General features: G+C 69.2%; 18 protein-coding genes and 1 riboswitch. Of the genes, 15 read left to right on the forward strand and 3 right to left on the reverse strand.

Annotated elements, in window-relative coordinates:
• From ACE3N6_RS05755 to ACE3N6_RS05770, 4 genes are all read left to right on the forward strand, one after another.
• The coding region (locus ACE3N6_RS05755) for a response regulator (RefSeq protein WP_374244233.1) at positions 1–1,105 on the forward strand (1,105 nt) is incomplete at its 5' end.
• On the forward strand, positions 1,098–3,218 hold the full coding sequence (locus ACE3N6_RS05760; protein ID WP_374244234.1) for a putative bifunctional diguanylate cyclase/phosphodiesterase: 2,121 nt from the start codon (positions 1,098–1,100) through the stop codon (positions 3,216–3,218). The genes ACE3N6_RS05755 and ACE3N6_RS05760, both read left to right, overlap by 8 nt.
• On the forward strand, positions 3,215–5,239 hold the full coding sequence (locus ACE3N6_RS05765; protein WP_374244235.1) for a TonB-dependent receptor plug domain-containing protein: 2,025 nt from the start codon (positions 3,215–3,217) through the stop codon (positions 5,237–5,239). Before ACE3N6_RS05760 ends, ACE3N6_RS05765 begins: the two co-directional genes overlap by 4 nt.
• A 118-nt stretch (positions 5,240–5,357) precedes the next feature.
• Positions 5,358–5,939, forward strand: coding sequence for a peroxidase-related enzyme (locus ACE3N6_RS05770; RefSeq protein WP_374244236.1), 582 nt, complete (start codon positions 5,358–5,360; stop codon positions 5,937–5,939).
• 3 nt (positions 5,940–5,942) lie between these two features.
• Here the strand turns inward: ACE3N6_RS05770 and ACE3N6_RS05775 are convergent, their stop codons facing one another.
• Positions 5,943–8,201, reverse strand: coding sequence for a putative bifunctional diguanylate cyclase/phosphodiesterase (locus tag ACE3N6_RS05775; protein ID WP_374244237.1), 2,259 nt, complete (start codon positions 8,199–8,201; stop codon positions 5,943–5,945).
• A 301-nt stretch (positions 8,202–8,502) separates the two neighbouring features.
• On the opposite strand from ACE3N6_RS05775, the gene napF reads away from it, so the two are divergent.
• From napF to ACE3N6_RS05825, 10 genes are all read left to right on the forward strand, one after another.
• Positions 8,503–9,003, forward strand: coding sequence for a ferredoxin-type protein NapF (gene napF, locus ACE3N6_RS05780; protein ID WP_374244238.1), 501 nt, complete (start codon positions 8,503–8,505; stop codon positions 9,001–9,003).
• Positions 9,000–9,299 (forward strand): chaperone NapD, encoded by a 300-nt coding sequence (locus ACE3N6_RS05785; RefSeq protein WP_374244239.1) that lies wholly within the window; start codon positions 9,000–9,002, stop codon positions 9,297–9,299. The genes napF and ACE3N6_RS05785 overlap by 4 nt, the downstream gene beginning before the upstream one ends.
• Positions 9,296–11,854 carry a nitrate reductase catalytic subunit NapA gene (gene napA / locus ACE3N6_RS05790; RefSeq protein ID WP_374244240.1) on the forward strand — a complete coding sequence of 853 codons (2,559 nt, stop codon included), beginning with the start codon at positions 9,296–9,298 and terminating at the stop codon, positions 11,852–11,854. The genes ACE3N6_RS05785 and napA overlap by 4 nt, the downstream gene beginning before the upstream one ends.
• A gap of 74 nt (positions 11,855–11,928) precedes the next feature.
• Positions 11,929–12,834, forward strand: a complete 906-nt coding sequence (gene napG / locus ACE3N6_RS05795) for a ferredoxin-type protein NapG (RefSeq protein ID WP_374244241.1) — start codon at positions 11,929–11,931, stop codon at positions 12,832–12,834.
• A 2-nt stretch (positions 12,835–12,836) separates the two neighbouring features.
• Positions 12,837–13,712 (forward strand): quinol dehydrogenase ferredoxin subunit NapH, encoded by an 876-nt coding sequence (gene napH, locus ACE3N6_RS05800; RefSeq protein WP_374244242.1) that lies wholly within the window; start codon positions 12,837–12,839, stop codon positions 13,710–13,712.
• Positions 13,712–14,191 (forward strand): nitrate reductase cytochrome c-type subunit, encoded by a 480-nt coding sequence (locus ACE3N6_RS05805; RefSeq protein WP_153160662.1) that lies wholly within the window; start codon positions 13,712–13,714, stop codon positions 14,189–14,191. The genes napH and ACE3N6_RS05805 overlap by 1 nt, the downstream gene beginning before the upstream one ends.
• A gap of 25 nt (positions 14,192–14,216) precedes the next feature.
• Positions 14,217–14,876, forward strand: a complete 660-nt coding sequence (locus tag ACE3N6_RS05810; RefSeq protein ID WP_374244243.1) for a NapC/NirT family cytochrome c — start codon at positions 14,217–14,219, stop codon at positions 14,874–14,876.
• A gap of 320 nt (positions 14,877–15,196) precedes the next feature.
• Positions 15,197–15,622 (forward strand): cytochrome c, encoded by a 426-nt coding sequence (locus tag ACE3N6_RS05815; RefSeq protein WP_374244244.1) that lies wholly within the window; start codon positions 15,197–15,199, stop codon positions 15,620–15,622.
• Positions 15,623–15,649: 27 nt separating this feature from the next.
• Positions 15,650–17,029: a cbb3-type cytochrome c oxidase subunit I gene (locus tag ACE3N6_RS05820; protein ID WP_374244245.1), complete on the forward strand. Its 1,380-nt coding sequence runs from the start codon at positions 15,650–15,652 to the stop codon at positions 17,027–17,029.
• Between the two features lie 274 nt (positions 17,030–17,303).
• Entirely contained in the window at positions 17,304–17,615 is a 312-nt protein-coding gene (locus ACE3N6_RS05825) for a hypothetical protein (protein ID WP_374244246.1), read from the forward strand.
• On the opposite strand, the gene ACE3N6_RS05830 is transcribed toward ACE3N6_RS05825, so the two are convergent.
• Both ACE3N6_RS05830 and ACE3N6_RS05835 read right to left on the reverse strand, forming a co-directional pair.
• Positions 17,616–19,037, reverse strand: a complete 1,422-nt coding sequence (locus tag ACE3N6_RS05830; RefSeq protein ID WP_374244247.1) for an AAA family ATPase — start codon at positions 19,035–19,037, stop codon at positions 17,616–17,618.
• A gap of 33 nt (positions 19,038–19,070) precedes the next feature.
• Positions 19,071–20,012, reverse strand: coding sequence for a DUF805 domain-containing protein (locus ACE3N6_RS05835; RefSeq protein ID WP_374244248.1), 942 nt, complete (start codon positions 20,010–20,012; stop codon positions 19,071–19,073).
• 144 nt (positions 20,013–20,156) lie between these two features.
• Between ACE3N6_RS05835 and ACE3N6_RS05840 the strand changes: the two genes are divergently transcribed.
• Positions 20,157–20,402: an oxidoreductase-like domain-containing protein gene (locus ACE3N6_RS05840; protein ID WP_374244249.1), complete on the forward strand. Its 246-nt coding sequence runs from the start codon at positions 20,157–20,159 to the stop codon at positions 20,400–20,402.
• A gap of 9 nt (positions 20,403–20,411) precedes the next feature.
• Positions 20,412–20,493: riboswitch (S-adenosyl-L-homocysteine riboswitch) on the forward strand.
• Positions 20,494–20,498 lie beyond the last annotated feature (5 nt).

The raw sequence follows: 20,498 nt of genomic DNA on the forward strand, positions 1-20,498 counted from the left end.
CAGCATCGTCGGCGCCTGTTCCAGCGCGCTGGATGCGCTGGCGGCCGGGCGGGTGGATGCGGTGGTGGTGGAGGAGGCACTGTGCCTCGCCATGGCCGCCGCCCACCCCGACTTCACCGGGCCGGGCGTGCCGGTGCTCTTCGTGCGCAGCTTTGCTACCCCCGGCGACCTGCAACTGGCGCTGCCCCCCTGGGTGGGGGCCGAGGTCCACGAGCCAGTCTCCGACATCGCCCTGTGGCGCGGCCTGGCCGGGCTGTTCGGCTTGGAGACCGGGTTTGTCCGGGCGCGACCCGATCTGGGCGGCCTGCCCGCCGGGCTACGGGTGCTGATGGTGGAGGACAACCACGTCAATCAGCTGGTGCTCAACGGGATGCTCCGCAACTACGGCTGCGCGTGCACCCTGGCCGGCAACGGCGAGGAGGCCCTGGCCATCCTCGCCGGGCAGGATTTCGACGTGGTGCTGATGGACATGCAGATGCCGGTGATGGACGGCCTCGCCGCGACCCGCGAGCTGCGTCGTCGCGAAGCCGCCGAGGGGCGCAAGCGCCAGCTGGTGATCGCCCTCACCGCCAACGCCCTGGCCGGCGACCGGGAGATGTGCCTCGAGGCGGGCATGGACGACTACATCGCCAAGCCGGTCACCTTCGACGCCCTGCGCACCGCCTTCACCCGCTGGATCGCCGCCGCCCGGGCGGATGCGGCGCCCGCCGCTCAGGCCGCGCCCCCCGCCGGCGGAGAGGCCGCCCTGCCGGTGTTCGACGTGGCGGTGCTGCGCGCCAACCTGGGCGAAGGGGCGGCCGGGGTGCTGCCCGAGGTGTTGTCGTCCTATCTCGACGAGGGCGGGCGCAACGTGGACACCCTCGCCGGCTTCGGCGACGACTTCGACCGCCAGCGGGCCACCCGCCTGCTCCACAACCTGAAGAGCGCCAGCGCCGCCATTGGCGCCCTGGCGTTCTCGGGCCTGTGCCGGGTGGCCGAGCAGGCCGCCCGCGAGGACGACTGGGACGCCGTGCGCCGCCACATCCCCGAGCTGGTGAGCGCCTTCGGGCCCGTGCGGGCCGCGGTGGCCGCCGAGCTGCAGGGCGAGGAGACCAGCCATGCATGAGGTGCGCGTGCTGGTGGTGGACGACGAGCCGGTGACCCGCATCATCACCGAGAAGGTGCTGCAGGCGCAGGGCTTCACGGTGCGCGCCGCCGCATCGGCCGAGGCCGCCTTCGCGCTGCTGGCCGACGACTTCCGGCCGGATCTGATCCTCCTCGACGTGGTGATGCCCGGCATGAGCGGCTACGAAGCCTGCCGCCGGCTGCGCGCCGACGCCCGCTACGAGCACCTGCCGATCGTGATGCTCACCGCCCTCGACGACCAGAAATCCATCGACGAGGCCTACTTCAGCGGCGCCACCGACTTCATCACCAAGCCCCTCAACATGCCGCTGCTGCCGCACCGGGTGCGCCACCTGCTGCGTTCGGCGATGACCTTCCAGCAGCTCCTGGCGAGCCGCGAGACCCTGCTCAACACCCAGAAGCTGGCCGGGCTGGGCGACTGGACCCTCGACGGCAACGGCGGGCTGCTCGACTGCGCCGAGCAGTTCCGGGCGCTGCTGGGCATCGGCCGTCCGCCGCGCCCGGCCGCGGCCCTGCTGGCCCGCGTCCACCCCGAGGACCGGGCGCGGGTGGAGGCGGCGCGGGCCGGGTTGCAGGGCGGCGCCGGCTACGAGATCGAATACCGGCTGGTGGCGCCCGACGGCGCCGTCACCCACCTTCAGGAGGTGGGCTACCCCAACCCCCCCGACGCCCCGCCGGGCGCCCACGGCTACACCCAGGACATCACCAAGCGCGTCGAGGTGGAGGCCCAGGTGCGCCGGCTGGCCTGGTTCGACCCCCTCACCGGGCTGCGCAACCGGTCGCGGATGGTGGCGCTGATGGCCGACGAGATGGCCGGCCCCGGCGGCGTGCTCAACCTCTTCTTCCTCCACCTGAGCGGCCTGCGCAAGTTCGCCCTGCTGTTCGGGCAGGCCCGCTCCGACGCGGTGCTGCGGGCCTTCGCCGAGCGGCTGCGGCGCTTCCTGGCCGACGAGGCGGTGGCCCTGGGCGTGCTCCCGTCCGAGGCCCTGGCGGGCGCCGGCCTGGGCCGCTACGACGAGGCCGACTTCATGCTGAGCGTGCCGGGCGACCATCCCCAGGCTGCGCTCGCGCGTTTTGCCGATGCGCTGCTGGCGGCCAGCGCCGCGCCCCTGGAGGCCGAGGCCGGCGAGCCCGGCGAGGCCTTCAACCCGGCGCCGTCGGTCGGGGTGAGCCGCAGCCCGGCCGACGCTCGCGACGTGCACGAGCTGATCCGCTGTGCCATGCGCAGCGCCATCCGCGGCGCCGCCGAAGGCGGCAACCGGGTGGTGTTCTTCGACCCCGCCCACGACGCCGAGCTGGCCGCGCGCCACCTGCTGGAGCGCCAGCTGCGCGTCGCCATCGACGCCGGCGACCAGCTCGAGCTGTACTTCCAGCCCAAGGTGGACGCCCGTTCCGGGGCGCCGGTGGGGGCCGAGGTGCTGCTGCGCTGGCGTCACCCGGAGCGCGGCATGGTCAGCCCCGGCGAGTTCATCCCCCTGGCCGAGCAGAGCGGCCTCATCCGACCGATGACCGACTGGCTGCTGGCCCGGGCGTTGGATCAGATCGCCGCCTGGCGCGCCGCGGGGCTCCCTCCCGGGCGGGTCAGCATCAACATGTCGGCCCACAGCTTCTATGGCGGCGGGCTGGTGCGGCTGGTGGACGACGTGCTGGCGCGTACCGGCGTGCCGGCCTCCCAGCTGGTGATCGAGATCACCGAAGGCACCCTGATGCACGACCGCCTCGCCGCGCTGCAGGTGCTCAACGCCCTGCGTGCCCGGCAGATCGGCATCTCCCTCGACGACTTCGGCACCGGCTATTCGTCGCTGGGCTACCTGCAACGTTTTCCCATCGACGAGATCAAGGTGGACCGCTCCTTCGTCACCGACCTGGACCGCAACCCCGGCAACCAGGCGCTGGTGAGCGCCATCGTCGGGCTGGGCAGCGCCCTGGGCCTGGCGGTGGTGGCGGAGGGCGTCGAGACCGAAGCCGAGGCCGCCCACCTGCGCCGCCTGGGCTGCCCCATCCTCCAAGGCTTTCTGTATGGCCGGCCGATGCCGGCGGCGGATTTCGCCACCTACATTGCCGGCGCTCTCCGGAGTGCATCCGCATCATGATGCCCAAACCTCCCTGCTTCCCCGCGCCTCCCGCCCGTCGCCAGCGCCTGCTCGGTGCACTGCTGGCCGCCGCGCTGGCGCCGCTGCCCGTCCAGGCGGCCGTCCGCGTGGACGGCATCGCCATGTCCCTCGAAGAGCTGGCCGAGGTGCGCATCCTCGCCACGCCCAAGTTTGCCGAGGACGCCGAGCATTCCCCGTCGGCCATCGCCATCGTCACCCGGGCCGACATCCGCACCTTCGGCTGGCGCACCCTGGCCGACGTGCTGCGCTCGCTGCAGGGCTTCACCGTCACCGACGACCACACCTATTCCTACGCCGGCGTGCGCGGCGTGTCGGCGCCGGGGGATTACCGCCAGCGCTTCCAGGTGCTCATCGACGGGATGAGCGTGAATGAGAACGTCTTCGCCAGCGTGCCGGTGGATTCGGCCTTCCCCCTCGATCTCGACCTCGTCGAGCGCATCGAGGTGATCCGCGGGCCCAGCGCCTCGGTGTATGGCGGCGACTCGATGTTCGGGGTGGTCAATCTGGTCACCCGCAGCGGCGACAGCCTGAACGGCAACGAGGCGGCCCTGTCCATCGGCAGTGGCCGGGATCGCCGCGCCCGCCTGACCCGCGGCGGCGAGACCGACGGCGGCATCGGCTACCTGGTGTCGGCCAGCGGGTTCAACGCCCGCGGGCAGGGGCTGGATTTCCCCGAGATGGTCGCGGCGGGCCTCGACACCCGCGCCAGCGGCCTGCGCGGCGAGACCGGCGGCCGCCTCTTCGCCCAGCTGCGCGGCGGCGACTGGCGCGCCACCCTGGTGCACGCCGAGCGGGACCGCAGCGTGCCCACCGGCAGCTACGGCACCGACTTCAACGACCTCGCCCATCGCGAGAAGGACGTCTTCACCCTCGCCGAGTTCGGCGCCGTGCAGGCGCTCGACAGCGACACCACGGTGCACGAGCGGGTGTACTTCGGCCGCTACCGCTACCGCGGCAGCTTCCCCTACACCTACGCGCCCGATTACGTGCTCAACCGCGACGACGCGGTGGGCGAGTGGTGGGGCATGGAAGGGCGGGTGGTCAGCCGGGCGCTCGCCGGCCAGCGCTGGACGGTTGGCGCCGAGCTGCGCGACAACCTGCGCCAGGACCAGAAGAACGCCGACCCGGGCTACGGCTGCTATGGCCTCGCCGCCACGCCCTGCCTCGACAGCCGCGAGACCAGCCGCCTGTTCAACCTGTACGTCCAGAACGAGATCAACCTGAGCCCGGCCACCCTGCTCACCGTGGGTCTGCGCTTCGACCAGCGCTTCGGCGCCAACCGCCACTGGAGCCCCCGCGTCGGGCTGGTGCACGAGACCGCCGGGGCCGGCATCTTCAAGCTGCTGTACGCCAGCGCCTTCCGCGACCCGACGGTGTTCGAGCGCTTCTACGTCACGCCCACCTACGTCTATGGCAACCCCGTGCTGCGCTCGGAGCGCATGCAGTCGGTCGAGGCCGCATGGGAAAAACGCATCGGCAACGGCCGCTTGATGGCGACAGCCTATCTGTTCCGGATCGCCGACCTGATCGCCCCCGACGCCGACACCGGCGTGGTAAGGAACAGCGGGCCGCTCACCGGCCAGGGGCTGGAGCTGGAGTACGAACAACGCTGGCTCGACCGCTACAGCCTGCGCACCGGCTACACCTTCCAGCAGCCCCGGGGCGAGCGCGGCCGGCCCGAGAACGCGCCGCGCCACATGCTCAAGGCCAACCTGGGGGCCGAGCTGGGCGGTGGCTTCGTCGCCGGCCTCGAAGGCCAGTACGTCAGCGCCCGCCTCACCGCCGAAGGCGGGCGGCGCGTGCCCGACTACGCCATCGCCAACCTCAACCTGCGCTACCTGCCGCCCGGCCAGGCGTGGGAGCTGGGGCTGGGGCTCTACAACCTGTTCGACATCCGCTTCAGCGAGCCCGCTGCCGGCGACACCACGCTGGCCGGCCCGCGCTGGACGATGCCCCAGCTGGGGCGGACGGCGATGCTCACCGCCCGGCTGGGCTTCTGAGGCGGCCGTGCAAATTCCGTCAATCGCATTGACCTTTCTGCCGATCTGAGCCGGCGCGCCGTCCGGCCCGGCGGGCTGTCTTACACTGGTGGCACAACAAGCCCACCAGGAGACAGTCATGACCGACCGCCCCGCCAGCCGTTACCCCCTCCCCGATCTCGCCAGCCTGCCCGACGACGTGCGCGAGCGCATCCTCGCGGTGCAGGAGAAGGCCGGCTTCGTGCCCAACGTGTTCCTCACCCTGGCCCACCGCCCGGCCGAGTTCCGGGCCTTCTTCGCCTACCACGACGCGCTGATGGAGAAGGACGAGGGCCTCACCAAGGCCGAACGGGAGATGATCGTCGTCGCCACCTCGGGCGCCAACCAGTGCCTGTACTGCGTGGTGGCCCACGGGGCGATCCTGCGCATCCGGGCCAAGAACCCGCGGCTGGCCGACCAGCTCGCCACCAACTACCGCAAGGCCGAACTCACCCCGCGTCAGCGCGCGATGCTGGATTTCGCCATGAAGCTGGCGCTGGATTCCGCGTCGGTGGGCGACGCCGACATCGACGCCCTCAAGGCCCACGGCTTCGACGACGAGGCGGTGTGGGACATCGGGGCGATCGCCGCCTTCTTCGCCATGAGCAACCGCCTCGCCAACCTCACCTCGATGCGCCCCAACGACGAGTTCTACGCCATGGGCCGGCTGCCCAAGGCCTGAGCCTCAGGCGCTCACCGGGGCGGCCAGCGGGTCTGGCTCGGTGAGCAGGGCGTTGAGCGCCTCGCTCGTCACCGGCCGCCCCAGCAGGTAGCCCTGGAAGGCGTCGCAGCCCAGCTCCCGCAGGGCGCGCAGCTGGAAGGGGTCTTCAATGCCCTCGGCGGTGCACTGCAGCCGCAGGGCGCGGGCCAGCCCGATCACCGCCCGCAGCATCGCCGTGGCCTGGCTGCCGGGCTGGAGCAGGGGCTGGACGAAGGCCCGGTCGATCTTCAGGCGGTCGAAACCGAAGTGCTGCAGGTAGGAGAGCGACGAGAAGCCGGTGCCGAAATCGTCCAGCGCCAGCTGTACGTCCAGCGCCCGCAGTGCCTCGAGCACCCGCCGCGCGATGCGCCGGTCGGCGAGGGTCGATTCGGTGATCTCCAGCTCCAGCCGGCTGGCGGGCAGGCCGCTGTCGGCCAGCGTCCGGCGCACCGCTTCCACCAGCCCCAGGTCGTTGAGCTGGCGCACCGACAGGTTGACCGCCACCCGCAGCGGGCGGGCCCAGCCCATCGCGTCGGTGCAGGCCTGGCGCAGCACCCACAGCCCGATCGGTACGATGAGGCCGGATTCCTCCGCCAGCTCGAGGAACTCGGCCGGCGTCAGCAGGCCCAGATCGGGGTGCCGCCAGCGCAGCAGCGCCTCGGCCGCCATCGGCCGCCCCCCGTCGGCGGCGAACACCGGCTGGTAGTACACCTCCAGCCCGCCGCTGTGGATGGCCTCCGACAGCTCGTGGGTGCGCCGCAGGCGGGTGGACACCCGGGCGCGGATCTCCTCGTCGAACACCGCCAGGGTGTTGCGGCCCTTCATCTTGGCCGCGTACAGGGCCATGTCGGCGCAGCGCAGCAGGTCGGTGCGGTTGCGGGCGTGGGCCGGCGCGAAGGCGAGCCCGGCGCTGGTGCGCACGTCCAGGCGCAGGTCGCCGATCAGGAAAGGGTGGCGCAGGTGCTCCAGGATGCGCCGGCAGGCGTCGGCCACCGCCTGGGGGTTGTCGCCGCCGGCCAGCAGGAGCGCGAACTCGTCGCCCCCCAGCCGGGCCAGCGCCAGCCGGCCGCCATCTACGCGCAGCTTCTCGAGGCGGCGCGCCACGGCGCCCAGCAGGCGGTCGCCCACGCCGTGGCCGTGAGCGTCGTTGATCGCCTTGAAGGCGTCCAGGTCGAGGATCAGCAGGCTCACCGGCTGGGCCGGCCCGGCGGGGTTGAAACAGCCGTCGAGGGTGTGGTTGAAGGCGTGGCGGTTGGCCAGTCCGGTCAGGCTGTCCAGGGTGGCGAGCCGCTCGAGTTCGTGACGGTGGATCTGGGCGGCGGTGACGTCCACGCCCACGCCGCGCCAGCCGATCACGTCGCCGTGACCGGACAGGAGCGGCTTGCCGCTGATCGAGCGCCACTGGATGCCGGCCGGCGTCTGCAGCGGCAGGATCACGTCGCGGAAAGGGCGGCGGCTGTCGAAGCGGTGGCCCAGCAGCCCGATGGCGCGGGTGAGGTCGGCGCGCCCGCCGGTGTTGGCGGCCGTCAGGGCGGCCACCAGCGGGGTGCCCAGCAGCCCGGCTTCGGGTTGGCCAAGGGCTTCGGCCAGGCGCGCGGAGGCGTGGGTGAGCCGCCCGTCGGCGTCGCACTCCCAGAACCAGTCGCGGGAGGCGTCTTCGAAATCGGACAGCAGCAGCTCGACCATCTGGGTCTGGCGTTCGGCCTCGAACTCGGCCAGACAGCGCTCGACGAACTCCCGCGAGGTGGAAAGCATGTCGCGGGCCACGATGGCGGCGTAGATCAGCACCGCGACCGACGCCGCCGCGCCGGTGCCCCGGTCGATCTGGGCGAGGGTGAGCAGCGACACCGACACCAGGGTGCCCAGCCACACCAGGCCCGCCGGGGGCAGGCAGGCGTAGGTGAGGGCTTCGGCGAACAGCACGCCGGCGGTGACGGTGCCCAGCAGCATGCGCAGCTCGTCGTTCCCGCGCAGGAACAGCCAGGCGGTCATCGCGATGAAGAGCTGCGCGGTCGTCAGCGCCTGCAGGCAGACGAGGCCCGGGGTGATCGCCCGGGCGCTGCCAAGACCCCGGGCGAGCCGGGGCAGCCAGAACCTGGAGAGGGGGTTGAGCGCCACGGCCGCCAGCCAGACGGCAGCCAGGAAAGGGTCGATCAGCTGGGGCCCGGCCATCCACGTGAACATGGCCACCACCGCCAGCATCGCCAGATCGTTGCTCCAGCGGGGACGGCGGGCGCGGCTCAACTGGCGTTCCAGCAGGCGGCCGGCGTGCACCTCGTCGAGCCCGGCGGGCCTCCAGGCTTCCCGAAAGCCGGCGAGGAGGCTACCGGGCCGGATTCGCGAAGATGGCGCTGGGTCGGTCGTCAACGGGGTTTGGCGGTGAATGTCAATGGCCTATTGTAGCAGTTTGTGAGGTAATTTACGGACCGCTGCCGCTTTTTGGTGCCCAGAGTGCGTTTTGGTCGACTTTCCTTCGCATAGATCAAGGTTTTGGGTTGAGGTGGGGCCTACAGTCGAAGTCTTCCGAAAAAACCACGAGCCGACAATGGACGTTTCCCGCCGCCGCTTTCTGGGTGCCCGAGTGCCCGGTCCGGCGCCGTTCCGTCCACCGTGGAGCCTCGCCGAGGCTGCGTTTCTCGACCGCTGCAGCCGCTGCGACGACTGCATCAAGGCCTGTCCCACAGGGCTCCTGTTGCGGGGCGCCGGGGGCTATCCCGAGGCCGACTTCTCCGCCGCCGCGTGCACCTTCTGCGGCGATTGCAGCCGGGCCTGCGCCAGCGGCGCCATCGGCCGCGATACCGCGCAGTCGCCCTGGTCCTTCGGCGTCGTCATCGGCGAAGGCTGCCTGGCCGCCCAGAACGTCGAGTGCCGGGTGTGCGGCGAGGTCTGCGATCCCGCCGCGATCCGTTTCCGGCCCCGCCTGGGCGGTGTGCCGCTGCCCGAGGTCGATCTGGCCGCCTGCACCGGCTGCGGTGCCTGCATCGCGCCGTGCCCGGTGGTGGCCGTGACCCGCAAGGCCCAACCTTCCGCCCTGGAGCAATCATGAACATCGTCAGTCTCGTCCTGCGCATCAAGCCGGAGACCCGGGCGGAGGCCGAAGCGGCCCTCACCGCCTACCCCGGCGTCGAATGCCACGGCATGTCGGACGACGGCAAGCTCGTCGTCACCGTCGAAGACGCCGACGGCGCCGCCATGTCCGACACCCTCATCGCCCTGCACCGCGTGCCCCAGGTTCTCGCCGCCACCCTGGCCTACGAGCACTGCGGGTCGACGGATGGCGACAGCCCCGTTTCGAATCAACCGGAAGCCCTGAAATCCCCCTGCGAGGAGGCTCAATCATGACCATCAACCGACGCGACTTCATCAAGACCCAGGCGATCGCCACGGCCGCCGCCACGGCCGGCATTTCGGTGCCCGCCCTCGCAGCGAAGAAGGAGGACGCCGCGGCGCCCGCCGAGAACGCCACCGCCGTGCGCTGGGACAAGGCGGCCTGCCGCTTCTGCGGCACCGGCTGTTCGGTGCTGGTGGGCGTGCAGAACGGCCGCGTGGTGGCCACCCAGGGCGATCCGGATTCCCAGGTCAACCGCGGCCTGAACTGCATCAAGGGTTACTTCCTGTCCAAGATCATGTACGGCGAGGACCGCCTCACCCGCCCGCTGCTGCGCATGAAGGATGGCAAGTACGACAAGAACGGCGAGTTCACCCCGATCAGCTGGAACCAGGCCTTCGACATCATGGCCGAGAAGTGGAAGACCGCGCTGAAGGCCGAAGGGCCGGGTTCGGTGGGCATGTTCGGCTCGGGTCAGTGGACGATCTGGGAAGGCTACGCCGCCGCCAAGCTGATGAAGGCCGGCTTCCGCTCCAACAACCTCGACCCGAACGCCCGCCACTGCATGGCCTCCGCCGTGGCCGGCTTCATGCGCACCTTCGGCATCGACGAGCCGATGGGCTGCTACGACGACATCGAGCAGGCCGACGCCTTCGTGCTGTGGGGCAGCAACATGGCCGAGATGCACCCGATCCTGTGGACGCGCATCACCGACCGCCGCCTCACCAAGACCGACGTGCAGGTGCACGTGCTGTCCACCTTCGAGCATCGCAGCTTCGAGTTGGCCGACAACGGCATGATCTTCGTGCCCCAGACCGATCTGGCGATCCTCAACTACATCTGCAACCACATCATCCAGGCGGGCAAGGTCAATCAGGAGTTCGTCAAGAAGAACGTCAACTTCAAGATGGGCGAGACCGACATCGGCTTCGGCCTGCGCCCGGCCCACGCGCTGGAGAAGGACGCCAAGTTCAACGGCTACCCCGGCGCCGACGGCAAGCCCAAGAACAACCCGACCGATGCCAAGCCGGCCACGTTCGAGGACTTCAAGAAGTTCGTCTCCACCTACACCCTGGACTACACCGCCAAGCTCACCGGCGTGCCCAAGGAGCGCCTGCAGAAGCTGGCCGAGCTGTACGCCGACCCGAAGAAGAAGGTCGTCAGCTTCTGGACGATGGGCTTCAACCAGCACACCCGCGGCACCTGGGTGAACAACATGATCTACAACGTCCACCTGCTGGTGGGCAAGATCTCCACCCCGGGCTCGGGCCCGTTCTCCCTCACCGGCCAGCCGTCGGCCTGCGGCACCGCCCGTGAAGTGGGCACCTTCTCCCACCGCCTGCCGGCCGACATGGTGGTGACCAACCCCGAGCACCGCCACCACACCGAAGAGATCTGGCAGCTGCCCGAAGGCACCATCCCCGACAAGATCGGTCTCCACGCCGTGGCCCAGAGCCGCGCCCTGAAGGACGGCAAGCTCAAGTGCTACTGGACCAGCACCACCAACAACATGCAGGCCGGCCCCAACGTCAACCAGGAGATCTACCCGGGCTGGCGTAACCCGGCGGCCTTCGTGGTGGTGTCGGATGTATACCCGACCGTGTCGGCCCTCGCCGCCGACCTGATCCTCCCGTCGGCCATGTGGACCGAGAAGGAAGGCGCCTTCGGCAACGCCGAGCGCCGCACCCAGTTCTGGCGTCAGCAGGTGAAGGCGCCGGGCGAGGCCAAGTCCGACCTGTGGCAGTACATGGAGTTCTCCAAGCGTTTCAAGATGGAAGAAGTGTGGCCGGCCGAGCTGCTCGCCAAGAAGCCGGAGTACAAGGGCAAGACCCTCTACGACGTGCTCTACGCCAACAAGGTGGTGAACAAGTTCCCGAAGGCCGATCTGGCCAAGGCCAACGAGCACGCCATCAAGAACTACACCAACGACGAATCCGAGGCCTTCGGCTACTACGTGCAGAAGGGCCTGTTCGAGGAGTACGCCCTGTTCGGTCGCGGCCACGGCCACGATCTGGCCTTCTTCGATGTCTATCACAAGGCCCGCGGCCTGCGCTGGCCGGTGGTCGATGGCAAGGAAACCCTGTGGCGCTTCCGGGAAGGCTACGACCCGTACGTCAAGGCCGGCGAAGGGGTGAAGTTCTACGGTCACAAGGACGGCAAGGCGATCATCTTCGCGCTGCCCTACCAGGATCCCCCCGAGAAGCCCGACGCCGAGTTCGACCTGTGGCTGTGCACTGGCCGCGTGCTGGAGCACTGGCACACCGGCTCGATGACCCGCCGCGTGCCCGAGCTGCACAAGGCGGTGCCCGAGGCGCAGGTGTTCATGCACCCGGACGACGCCAAGAAGCGCGGCCTCCAGCGCGGCATGCAGGTCAAGGTCCAGTCCCGTCGCGGCGAGATGATCGCCCGCATCGAGACCAAGGGCCGCAACAAGCCGCCGGTGGGCCTGATCTTCGTGCCCTTCTTCGACGAATCCAAGCTGGTGAACAAGCTCACGCTCGACGCCACCTGCCCGATCTCGAAGGAAACCGACTACAAGAAGTGCGCCGTCAAGGTGGTGCGCGCCTGATCTTCCGGGTGGCCGGCGACAGGCTGGGCTGACACCTGGCCTGTCGCCGTCCCCCGGATCAAAGCAGAACAATCATGGACACCGGCAAGAAACCCGCCCGCAAGCCCTCCGATGCCGCATCGCCGGCGTCGGTGGCCCGGCGCAAGTTCATCAACAACGTGGCAGCCGCTGCTGGCGGCGGCTGCCTGTTGGCGCTGGGCGCGGGGCTGTACGCCAAGAGCGCGTCGGCCCTGCCGGCCCAGGCCCTGCGCCCGCCCGGCGCCTTGCCCGAACCCGATTTTCTGGCGGCCTGCGTGCGCTGCGGCCTGTGCGTGCGCGACTGCCCCTACGACACCCTCAAGCTCTCCGACCTGGGCGACCCGGTGGTCACCGGCACGCCCTACTTCACGGCTCGCAAGACGCCCTGCGAGATGTGCGAGGACATCCCCTGCGTGAAGGCCTGCCCCACCGGCGCGCTCGACCGCAACCTCACCGACATCAACAAGGCCCAGATGGGCCTCGCCGCCCTCGTCGACCACGAGAGCTGCCTCAACTTCCTGGGCCTGCGCTGCGACGTGTGCTACCGCGTGTGCCCGGTCATCGACAAGGCGATCACCCTCGAAACCCAGCACAACCCGCGCTCCGACCGCCACGCGATGCTGCTGCCCACGGTGCACTCCGATGCCTGCACCGGCTGCGGCAAGTGCGAGAAATCCTGCGTGCTGCCGGTGGCGGCGATCAAGGTCTTCCCCCGGCAGCTCGCCCAGGGCGCGCTGCCGGCCCACTACCGCAAGGGCTGGGAAGAAAAGGCCCGCCACGGCGGATCGCTGATCGGCGAGCAGGTCGAGTTGCCGGTGCGCGGCTTCGAGGGCCCCACCGCCGGACGCGCCGCCACCGAAACCGTGGTTGCCCCGACTGGCCCCGCGCCGGCACCTGCTGCGGCCACGCCGCCCCCTGCGCCCAAGGGCCCCACCGGCATCGACTCCCGCTGGAAACCCTGACCATGGCCACCACCACCCTGTCCCACAAACCGGCCGACGCGGCGGCCTGCGCGCCGGCCCGCAGCCTGTGGCAGCGCCAGCGCTGGCTGATCCTGCGCCGCGCCACTCAGCTCTCGATCCTGCTCGCCTTCCTGGCGGGCCCGTGGTTCGGCGTGTGGCTCGTCAAGGGCAATCTGTCGTCGTCCCTCACCCTCGGGGTGCTCCCGCTCACCGACCCGCTGCTGGTGCTGCAGACCCTCGTCACCGGCCATCTGCCCTACTCGTCGGCGCTGATCGGTGCCGCCATCGTGCTGGCCTTCTACCTGCTGGTGGGCGGGCGGGTGTTCTGCAGCTGGGCGTGCCCGGTGAATGTGGTCACCGACGCCGCCGCCTGGAGCCGCCGCCGCCTCGGCATCAAGACCGGCCGGGTGCCGGACGCCGCCACCCGCTACTGGCTGCTGGGCGGCCTGCTGGTGGCCGCCGCGATCACCGGCAGCCTCGTCTGGGAATGGGTCAACCCGGTTTCCCTGTTGCATCGGGGCCTGATCTTCGGGATGGGCGGCGGGCTGTTCGTGATCGCCGGCATCTTCCTGTACGACCTGCTGGTGGCCAGCCGCGGCTGGTGCGGACACCTGTGCCCGATGGGCGCCTTCTACGGCCTGCTCGGCAAGACGGCGCTGGTGCGCATCTCCGCCAGCAAGCGCGCCGCCTGCGACGACTGCATGGACTGCTTCGCGGTCTGCCCCGAACCCCAGGTGATCCGCCCGGCCCTCAAGCAGGTCGGGCAGGAGAGCCCCCTGATCCTGGCCGCCGACTGCACCACCTGCGGCCGCTGCATCGATGTGTGCGACAAACAGGTTTTCAAAATGACCCATAGGTTCGATCAAAGGAGCGAGTGATGAACAAGCCGACCTTCCATTCCGCCCGCCTGCGGGCAGCCGCCCTGGCCGTGTGCCTGGCCCAGACTTTCCTTGCTCCTGTCGCTGCCGTCGCCGCCGGTGAGCCGGCCATCAAGCTCATGACCCTGCGCGGTGCCGAGATCAACGCCAGCGATCCGGAAGGCGACGGCACCCGCTATGGCCGCGATTCCGCGCCGCTGCCGCGGGATTTCGTCCAGCAGCCGCCGCTGATCCCCCACACCATCAAGGGCTACACGGTCACCAAGAACTTCAACAAGTGCCTCGACTGCCACGCCTGGGCGCGGGCCAAGGAAACCGGTGCCACCAAGATCTCGGTCACCCATTTCAAGGATCGCGAAGGCCAGGAGCTGTCCAGCGTGTCGCCGCGCCGCTACTTCTGCAACCAGTGCCACGTGCCCCAGAGCGACGCCAAGCCGCTGGTGGGCAACACCTTCAAGCCCGGCACCGGGATGCGCTGACGGATAGACAAGGGAGTTCGGACAAATGGATACCAACAACAAGGGCCTGATCGGACGCATCCGATCCGTCGGCTGGGGATTTGCGGCGATGCTGTTCATCGCCGGCATCCTCTTCTGGGGCGGCTTCAACACCGCCATGGAGTGGACCAACCGGGAAGCCTTCTGCATCTCGTGCCACGAAATGAAGGACAACGTCTATCAGGAATACCGCTCCACCATCCACGCCTCGAACCGCTCCGGCGTGCGGGCCACCTGCCCGGATTGCCACGTGCCGAAGGAGTGGGGGCCGAAGATCATCCGCAAGATCCAGGCCTCCAACGAGGTGCTGCACAAGGTGCTCGGTTCCATCGACACCCCCGAGAAGTTCAACGCCAAGCGGTTGGAGCTCGCCAAGCATGAGTGGGAACGGATGAAGAAGACCGACTCCCGCGAGTGCCGCAACTGCCACAACTACGACAGCTTCGACTACGCCGAACAGGGCCGTCGCTCGTCCAAGATGCACCAGACCGGCCTCAACGAAGGCAAGACCTGCATCGACTGCCATAAGGGCATCGCCCACCAGCTGCCCGAAGTCGAGCAGGCCATCGGCGCGCCGAAGGAAGGCGCGACGCCGGAGGAGTTCCATCCGCCGACGCCGAAGGCCGAAGAACCCAAGCCCGAGGCCGACAAGGCCAGCAAGGGCTGACGCCGGAGCGTGAGCAAAGCCGGGTGAGACGACCTGGCATGGGGAGCACAGGGGCCGCTATTGCGGCCTTTGTGCTTTGTGTGCCCGCCAGCCGAGGTGAGGGTAGGGCGCGACGGCCTTCCGGCAGGGGGCGTGTCGTTCGGGCGAATGCCCCGCCGGGCGCGGCACGCCGCGGCAATTTTAGCCAGGGGCATATGCCATGCGCGCCTGCGGCGGCAGCGGCCCTGGCATCTTGACCGCCATCAAGGACTCATCCCCCCTCCAGCCCGCACCATCCCGCCCAAGCTGCGTCGTGCAGCGAAGCCATCCAGGGAGGTTCCATGAGCGGGACATTCACAAAATCAATGGCGCGAAACATCTTCTTCGGGGGCACTGTTTTCTTTGCGCTCCTGTTTCTCGCGCTGACCTTCGATTCGATGCAGGCCCTGCCCAAACGGGACAATCGGGCCAACCTGACGCCAGCCGTTGCGGCCGGCAAAAAGGTATGGGAAGTCAATAACTGCATCGGTTGTCACACCCTGCTGGGCGAGGGCGCGTACTTCGCTCCCGAGCTGGGCAATGTTTACAAGCGTCGCGGCCCCGAGTTCATCAAGGCCTGGATTCAGTCTCAGCCGACCGGTACGCCGGGTCGTCGCCAGATGCCGAACTTCCACCTGACCGACCAGCAGCTCAACGATCTCGTCGAGTTCCTGAAGTACATGTCGGAAGTCAATACCGCCAACTGGCCGCCGAACATCGAAGGCTGATCGCCGATCCGAAAGGGAGCTAATACTATGCAATATTCGTCTCAGGCGGTCGCGAAGCCATACTTCATCGCGGCCATCGGACTCTTCGTCGGACAGATCCTGTTCGGGCTCATCATGGGCCTGCAGTATGTGATCGGCGACTTCCTGTTTCCTGCCATCCCGTTCAACGTCGCACGGATGGTCCACACCAACCTGCTGATCGTCTGGCTGCTGTTCGGTTTCATGGGCGCGGCCTACTACATGATTCCCGAGGAAACCGAAACGGAGCTGTATTCGCCGAAGCTGGCCTTGCTCATGTTCTGGGTCTTCCTGGTTGCCGGTGCGGCCACCATCCTCGGCTACCTGCTGGTGCCCTACGCCACCCTGGCGAAGTTCACCGGTAACGACCTGCTCGAGACAATGGGCCGGGAGTTCCTGGAGCAGCCGCTGCTGACCAAGGTAGGCATCGTGGTCGTTGCGCTGGTGTTCCTCTTCAACCTGACCATGACCATGCTCAAGGGCCGCAAGACCTCCATCGGCATCGTGCTGATGATGGGTCTGTGGGGCCTTGCGGTGTTCTTCCTGTTCTCCTTCTACAACCCGCACAACCCGGTGCTCGACAAGTACTTCTGGTGGTGGGTCGTGCACCTCTGGGTCGAAGGCGTCTGGGAACTGATCCTCGGTGCGCTGCTCGCCTTCGTGCTGGTCAAGGTCACCGGTGTCGACCGGGAAGTCATCGAAAAGTGGCTGTACGTCATCATCACCCTGACCCTGGTCACCGGCATCATCGGTACCGGCCACCACTACTTCTGGATCGGTACGCCGGAATACTGGCAGTGGTGGGGTTCCGTGTTCTCCGCGCTGGAGCCGATCCCGTTCTTCGCGATGACCGTCTTCGCCTTCAACATGGTGAACCGTCGCCGCCGCGAGCACCCGAACAAGGCCGCCACGCTGTGGGCTCTGGGTACTGGTGTGATGGCGTTCCTGGGCGCTGGCGTGTGGGGCTTCCTGCACACCCTGGCTCCGGTCAACTACTACACCCACGGCACCCAGATCACCGCCGCTCACGGTCACATGGCCTTCTACGGCGCCTACGCCATGGTGGTCCTCACCATCATCAGCTACGCCATGCCGATCCTGCGCGGCCGTGCCGCCAACAGCGAGAAGGCTCAGGTGCTGGAGATGTGGTCGTTCTGGCTGATGACCATCGCCATGGTGTTCATCACCCTGTTCCTCACCGCTGCGGGCATCCTGCAGGTCTGGCTGCAGCGCTACAGCGCCACGCCGATCCCGTTCATGGCGGCGCAGGATCAACTGGCGATCTTCTACTGGCTGCGTGAAGGCACCGGTGTGATGTTCCTGATCGGCCTGCTGATCTACATCGCCAGCTTCTTCGTGGGCGGCGAGAGCAAGAGCCGCGCGGCGTAAGCCGATTCAGGCAGAAGTTGGTACGACGAGCCCGGCGCAAGCCGGGCTTTTCGTTTCTGGGGCGGCCCATTCCGGGTGTGGAGCGTGCCGCGGGCGGGGGCTTCTCGTGATAAAAGGGGGCAAATTGCTTTGATGCACCGCAGCGGTGCCACCATCCTGCCGGATGTCCCGTCTTGGGGCATGATCGGGTCGCCGCGGCCCGGCTGAGTGGGGTTTCAGGTCGGCACAGCACTTGCTGACGGTGTGAGGAAAACCCACAACAGAGAGAGCCGTCATGGAATCGGATTCCGTCGTTCTCGGCCTGCTCGGCCGGATTCACGTGCTCATGCGTCGGGTGACCAACCGGATCACCGACGTGGAGTACATGCGCGCCAATAAGGAATACGCCCGGGAGATCGTCCGGCTCGCGGTGGCCACCGGCAATGCCGAACTGGTCGAGCTGTGCGAGCGCCTGCGCGCCGCGATGGAGCTTGACCCGCCACCCGGCGACGACGCGCCCGCGCGCCCGGGCCTGTTCGACCGGCTGCGCGCCCACCGCCCGGCGGCCACCCATCCGGTGGATCGCTACGTGGGCACCCTGCGTTAATCAGCCGGGGCCGACCACCCGCACCAGCTCGTCGGCATCCAGCGGTTCCATCCAGCGCAGCTGCCGGTCGAGGACGTCGACGGTGGCCTCCGAGGCGTCGCCGTGGCGGGCCAGCAGGCGGCGGCGCAGTTCTTCGTCCGGCGCCGAGCAGGCCAGGATGTCCAGCGATGCGCCGTGGGCGTTGGCCAGGGCCAGGAAGCGGTTGCGCTCGTCCCGGCGCAGAAAGGCGGCATCCACCACCACCGACCAGCCCGCGCCCAGTAGCAGGCGGGCGGTGTCGTGGAGCGTGGTGTAGGTGCGCAGCGTGCTGCCGGGGGTGTAGATGCCGCCCGGCACGACGCGGCTGTCGTCCAGCGGGCCCAGGCCGAACAGGCGCTTGCGCTCCACGTCCGAGCGCAGGCGCACGGTGGTCGCGCTGGCGTCGGCCAGCAGCAGGTCGGCGCTGGCGGTGGTCTTGCCCGATCCCGATACCCCGCAGGCGATGACCAGCCGCAGCGGCGGCGGGGACGAGATCTCTTCGGCCAGCCGCAGGTAGGCTTCGACGCCTTCGGAGGCGCCCCCCAGCCCGGCCACCTTGGCGCGCACCATCGCCCGATACACCGCGTAGAAGCGCAGCACCTGCATGGCGTCGAAATCGCCGGAGAGGGTGAGCCACTCGTTGAGCAGCCAGGCGGCGAGATCGGGCCGCCGGTGGTCGAGCAGGTCGATGTAGGTGAAGGCGATCTCCGAGGCCACGTCGATCCAGCGCAGCTGCGGGTTGAACTCGATGCAGTCGAAGGGGGTGATCCGGTCGTCCAGGAGCACCAGGTTGCCCAGGTGCAGGTCGCCATGGCATTCGCGCACCCGACCGGCGGCCTTGCGGGCGGCCAGCGCCGGGCGGATGCGCGCGAACTCGGCGCGGGTCCAGGCTTCCAGCCTGGCGAGGCGGCTGGCCTGGGCCGGCGCCAGGGCGGCGAGTTCGGTAAAGTTCTCGAGGGCGGGGGCGAGCACCTGCCCGGGCTCGCCGAAGGGGCTGTCGGGGCCGGCCACCGGCGCCTCCCGGTGAAAGGCATGGAGCGTGACCGCAAGGCCCGACAGGTGGGCCAGCCGCAACTGGCCGTGGGCGCACACGTGATCGAGCCGCTGCGCTTCGGGGAAGCGACGCATCTGCACCGCCCACTCCTCGCCCTGATCGCTGGTGCCGACGACCTCCAGGCCCAGGTAGAGATCGGGTGCGAACCGCCGGTTGAGGCGCAGCTCCGCCTCGCAGCAGCGGCGACGTTTCTCCGCGCTGCCGTAATCGAGGAAGGGCAGGCCGATCGGCTTCTTGATCTTCCAGGTGAGGGCGCCGGCCAGGAGCAGCCACGAGATGTGGGTCTCGATCACCGTTGCGTCGTGGCGCGCCCGGAACGCTTCAAGCCAGGGGGGCAAGGGGGTTGTCATGGGCGAATTATCGTCCCGCGCGGCGCATCGTGCTCAACCGGCTGCCAGGGGTGGAATACGGCCAGCCGGCCCGCCGGTCAACACCGGGCCGGCTTCGTCGGTGGGTTGCGGGAGGGGGGCGTCGGGCAGCGCGTAGGCGAGCCAGCCCAGGCTGCCTAGAAAGAGGGCGGCTGTCAGCCCGATGGCCTTGAGGCTGGTGCGTTGGCGCGGGCCCCACGCGTTGGCCTCCGCCCGGCCGGGCCAGCAGGCGAGCTTGAAGGTGAAATACAGCCCGACCACCGGCACCAACTGGGCCAGCCAGACCCAGCCGCGCCAGTCCAGGTCGTGGCAGCGGCGCACCAGGGCGCGAACCTTGAGCAGGGTGGCCAGCGCGATGGCCACGGCGAGCGCGGCGGCGGAGCCCCAGGTGAAGAACGCGGCGAAGCCCAGATTCAGGATGCCCAGGCTGAGCAGCGCGGTCTGGAGCAGCAGGCCGCGCCCGAAGCGCCCGCCGAAGTCCAGGCCGAAGAACTCGCTGGCGGCGGCGGGCGGGCCAGCCTGTTCCTGCCGGGCGGCGTTGGCGCCTTCGGCGGCCTGAGCGGCCAGATAGCCCGGCATGTTGATCGAGCAGGCCCGGCAGATCGTGCGCACGGGCTGGGTTTCGCCGCAGGCGGGGCAGACGACCTGGGGCACGGGGGCGTCGACCACCGTCCGGCCGGCGTCGTCGCGCACCGCGCTGAGGTGCTTGTCGAGCATGTCGGGCGGCAGGGGCGGGTCGATCGTCACCTTGAGCCCGATGCCCTTCAGGCGCAGCTCGTAGCGCTGCGCCTCGACGCTGGAGAGGCCCTTGCGCAGGCGGACGCGTTGCCCCGAGAACACCTGGTGGATGGTCTCGCGGGAGCAGCCGAGCAGGGCCTGGAGTTGCATGCGGGCGATGCTCCGGTCGTAGCCCGGCAGGGTTTCGCCAAAGAAGACGATGTTATGGACGGGTTCCAAAGTGCTTTCCGGATGGCATTTCGGCCGGGATTCTACGGTGCCGCAGGCCCGCCGGCAATGACGCCGGGGTGCAGTTCGGGCAGGCCGGCGCTTTCGTGGGCCGGCGGGCGGTGCTATGTTCGCGCCCTTTCGCCCGAGCCGCCGATGACCGTCGCCGCCAACCCTTTCGATTCCCGGCCTGCCACCCTCGCCGAGGCCGAAGCCCAGATCGCCGCGATCCGGGCGCAGCTCGCGAGGGCCGGGTGCGGCCACCGTAACCCGCCGCCGCCGCCCGACGCCTGCTGCGGCCGCGGCTGCAACGGCTGCGTGTGGGAGGGCTACTACGCGGCCCTTGGCCGGTGGCGCGACGACGCCCGCGCACTGCTGGCGGATACGCCGAAAGCCTTGTAAAATCCGTCGCTTGCCGAGGAGCGTTGCGACCCGCTGATCCCCTCGATCCAGCAGGCCAGGCTCGGCAACCGATCAACGGCGCTCACAAACCTTGCC

The sequence above is a fragment of the Zoogloea sp. genome (genome assembly GCF_041904905.1).
Classification (GTDB): Bacteria; Pseudomonadota; Gammaproteobacteria; order Burkholderiales; family Rhodocyclaceae; genus Zoogloea.

Excerpts from the sequence above, each read along its gene's own strand:
- ACE3N6_RS05825 (WP_374244246.1), top strand. The coding sequence starts at position 17,304 with ATGGAATCGGATTCCGTCGTTCTCGGCCTGCTCGGCCGGATTCACGTG.
- ACE3N6_RS05770 (WP_374244236.1), top strand. The coding sequence starts at position 5,358 with ATGACCGACCGCCCCGCCAGCCGTTACCCCCTCCCCGATCTCGCCAGC.
- ACE3N6_RS05815 (WP_374244244.1), top strand. The coding sequence starts at position 15,197 with ATGAGCGGGACATTCACAAAATCAATGGCGCGAAACATCTTCTTCGGG.
- napF (WP_374244238.1), top strand. The coding sequence starts at position 8,503 with ATGGACGTTTCCCGCCGCCGCTTTCTGGGTGCCCGAGTGCCCGGTCCG.
- napG (WP_374244241.1), top strand. The coding sequence starts at position 11,929 with ATGGACACCGGCAAGAAACCCGCCCGCAAGCCCTCCGATGCCGCATCG.
- ACE3N6_RS05805 (WP_153160662.1), top strand. The coding sequence starts at position 13,712 with ATGAACAAGCCGACCTTCCATTCCGCCCGCCTGCGGGCAGCCGCCCTG.
- napH (WP_374244242.1), top strand. The coding sequence starts at position 12,837 with ATGGCCACCACCACCCTGTCCCACAAACCGGCCGACGCGGCGGCCTGC.
- ACE3N6_RS05830 (WP_374244247.1), bottom strand. The coding sequence starts at position 19,037 with ATGACAACCCCCTTGCCCCCCTGGCTTGAAGCGTTCCGGGCGCGCCAC.
- ACE3N6_RS05810 (WP_374244243.1), top strand. The coding sequence starts at position 14,217 with ATGGATACCAACAACAAGGGCCTGATCGGACGCATCCGATCCGTCGGC.
- ACE3N6_RS05765 (WP_374244235.1), top strand. The coding sequence starts at position 3,215 with ATGATGCCCAAACCTCCCTGCTTCCCCGCGCCTCCCGCCCGTCGCCAG.
- napA (WP_374244240.1), top strand. The coding sequence starts at position 9,296 with ATGACCATCAACCGACGCGACTTCATCAAGACCCAGGCGATCGCCACG.
- ACE3N6_RS05820 (WP_374244245.1), top strand. The coding sequence starts at position 15,650 with ATGCAATATTCGTCTCAGGCGGTCGCGAAGCCATACTTCATCGCGGCC.
- ACE3N6_RS05760 (WP_374244234.1), top strand. The coding sequence starts at position 1,098 with ATGCATGAGGTGCGCGTGCTGGTGGTGGACGACGAGCCGGTGACCCGC.
- ACE3N6_RS05840 (WP_374244249.1), top strand. The coding sequence starts at position 20,157 with ATGACCGTCGCCGCCAACCCTTTCGATTCCCGGCCTGCCACCCTCGCC.
- ACE3N6_RS05785 (WP_374244239.1), top strand. The coding sequence starts at position 9,000 with ATGAACATCGTCAGTCTCGTCCTGCGCATCAAGCCGGAGACCCGGGCG.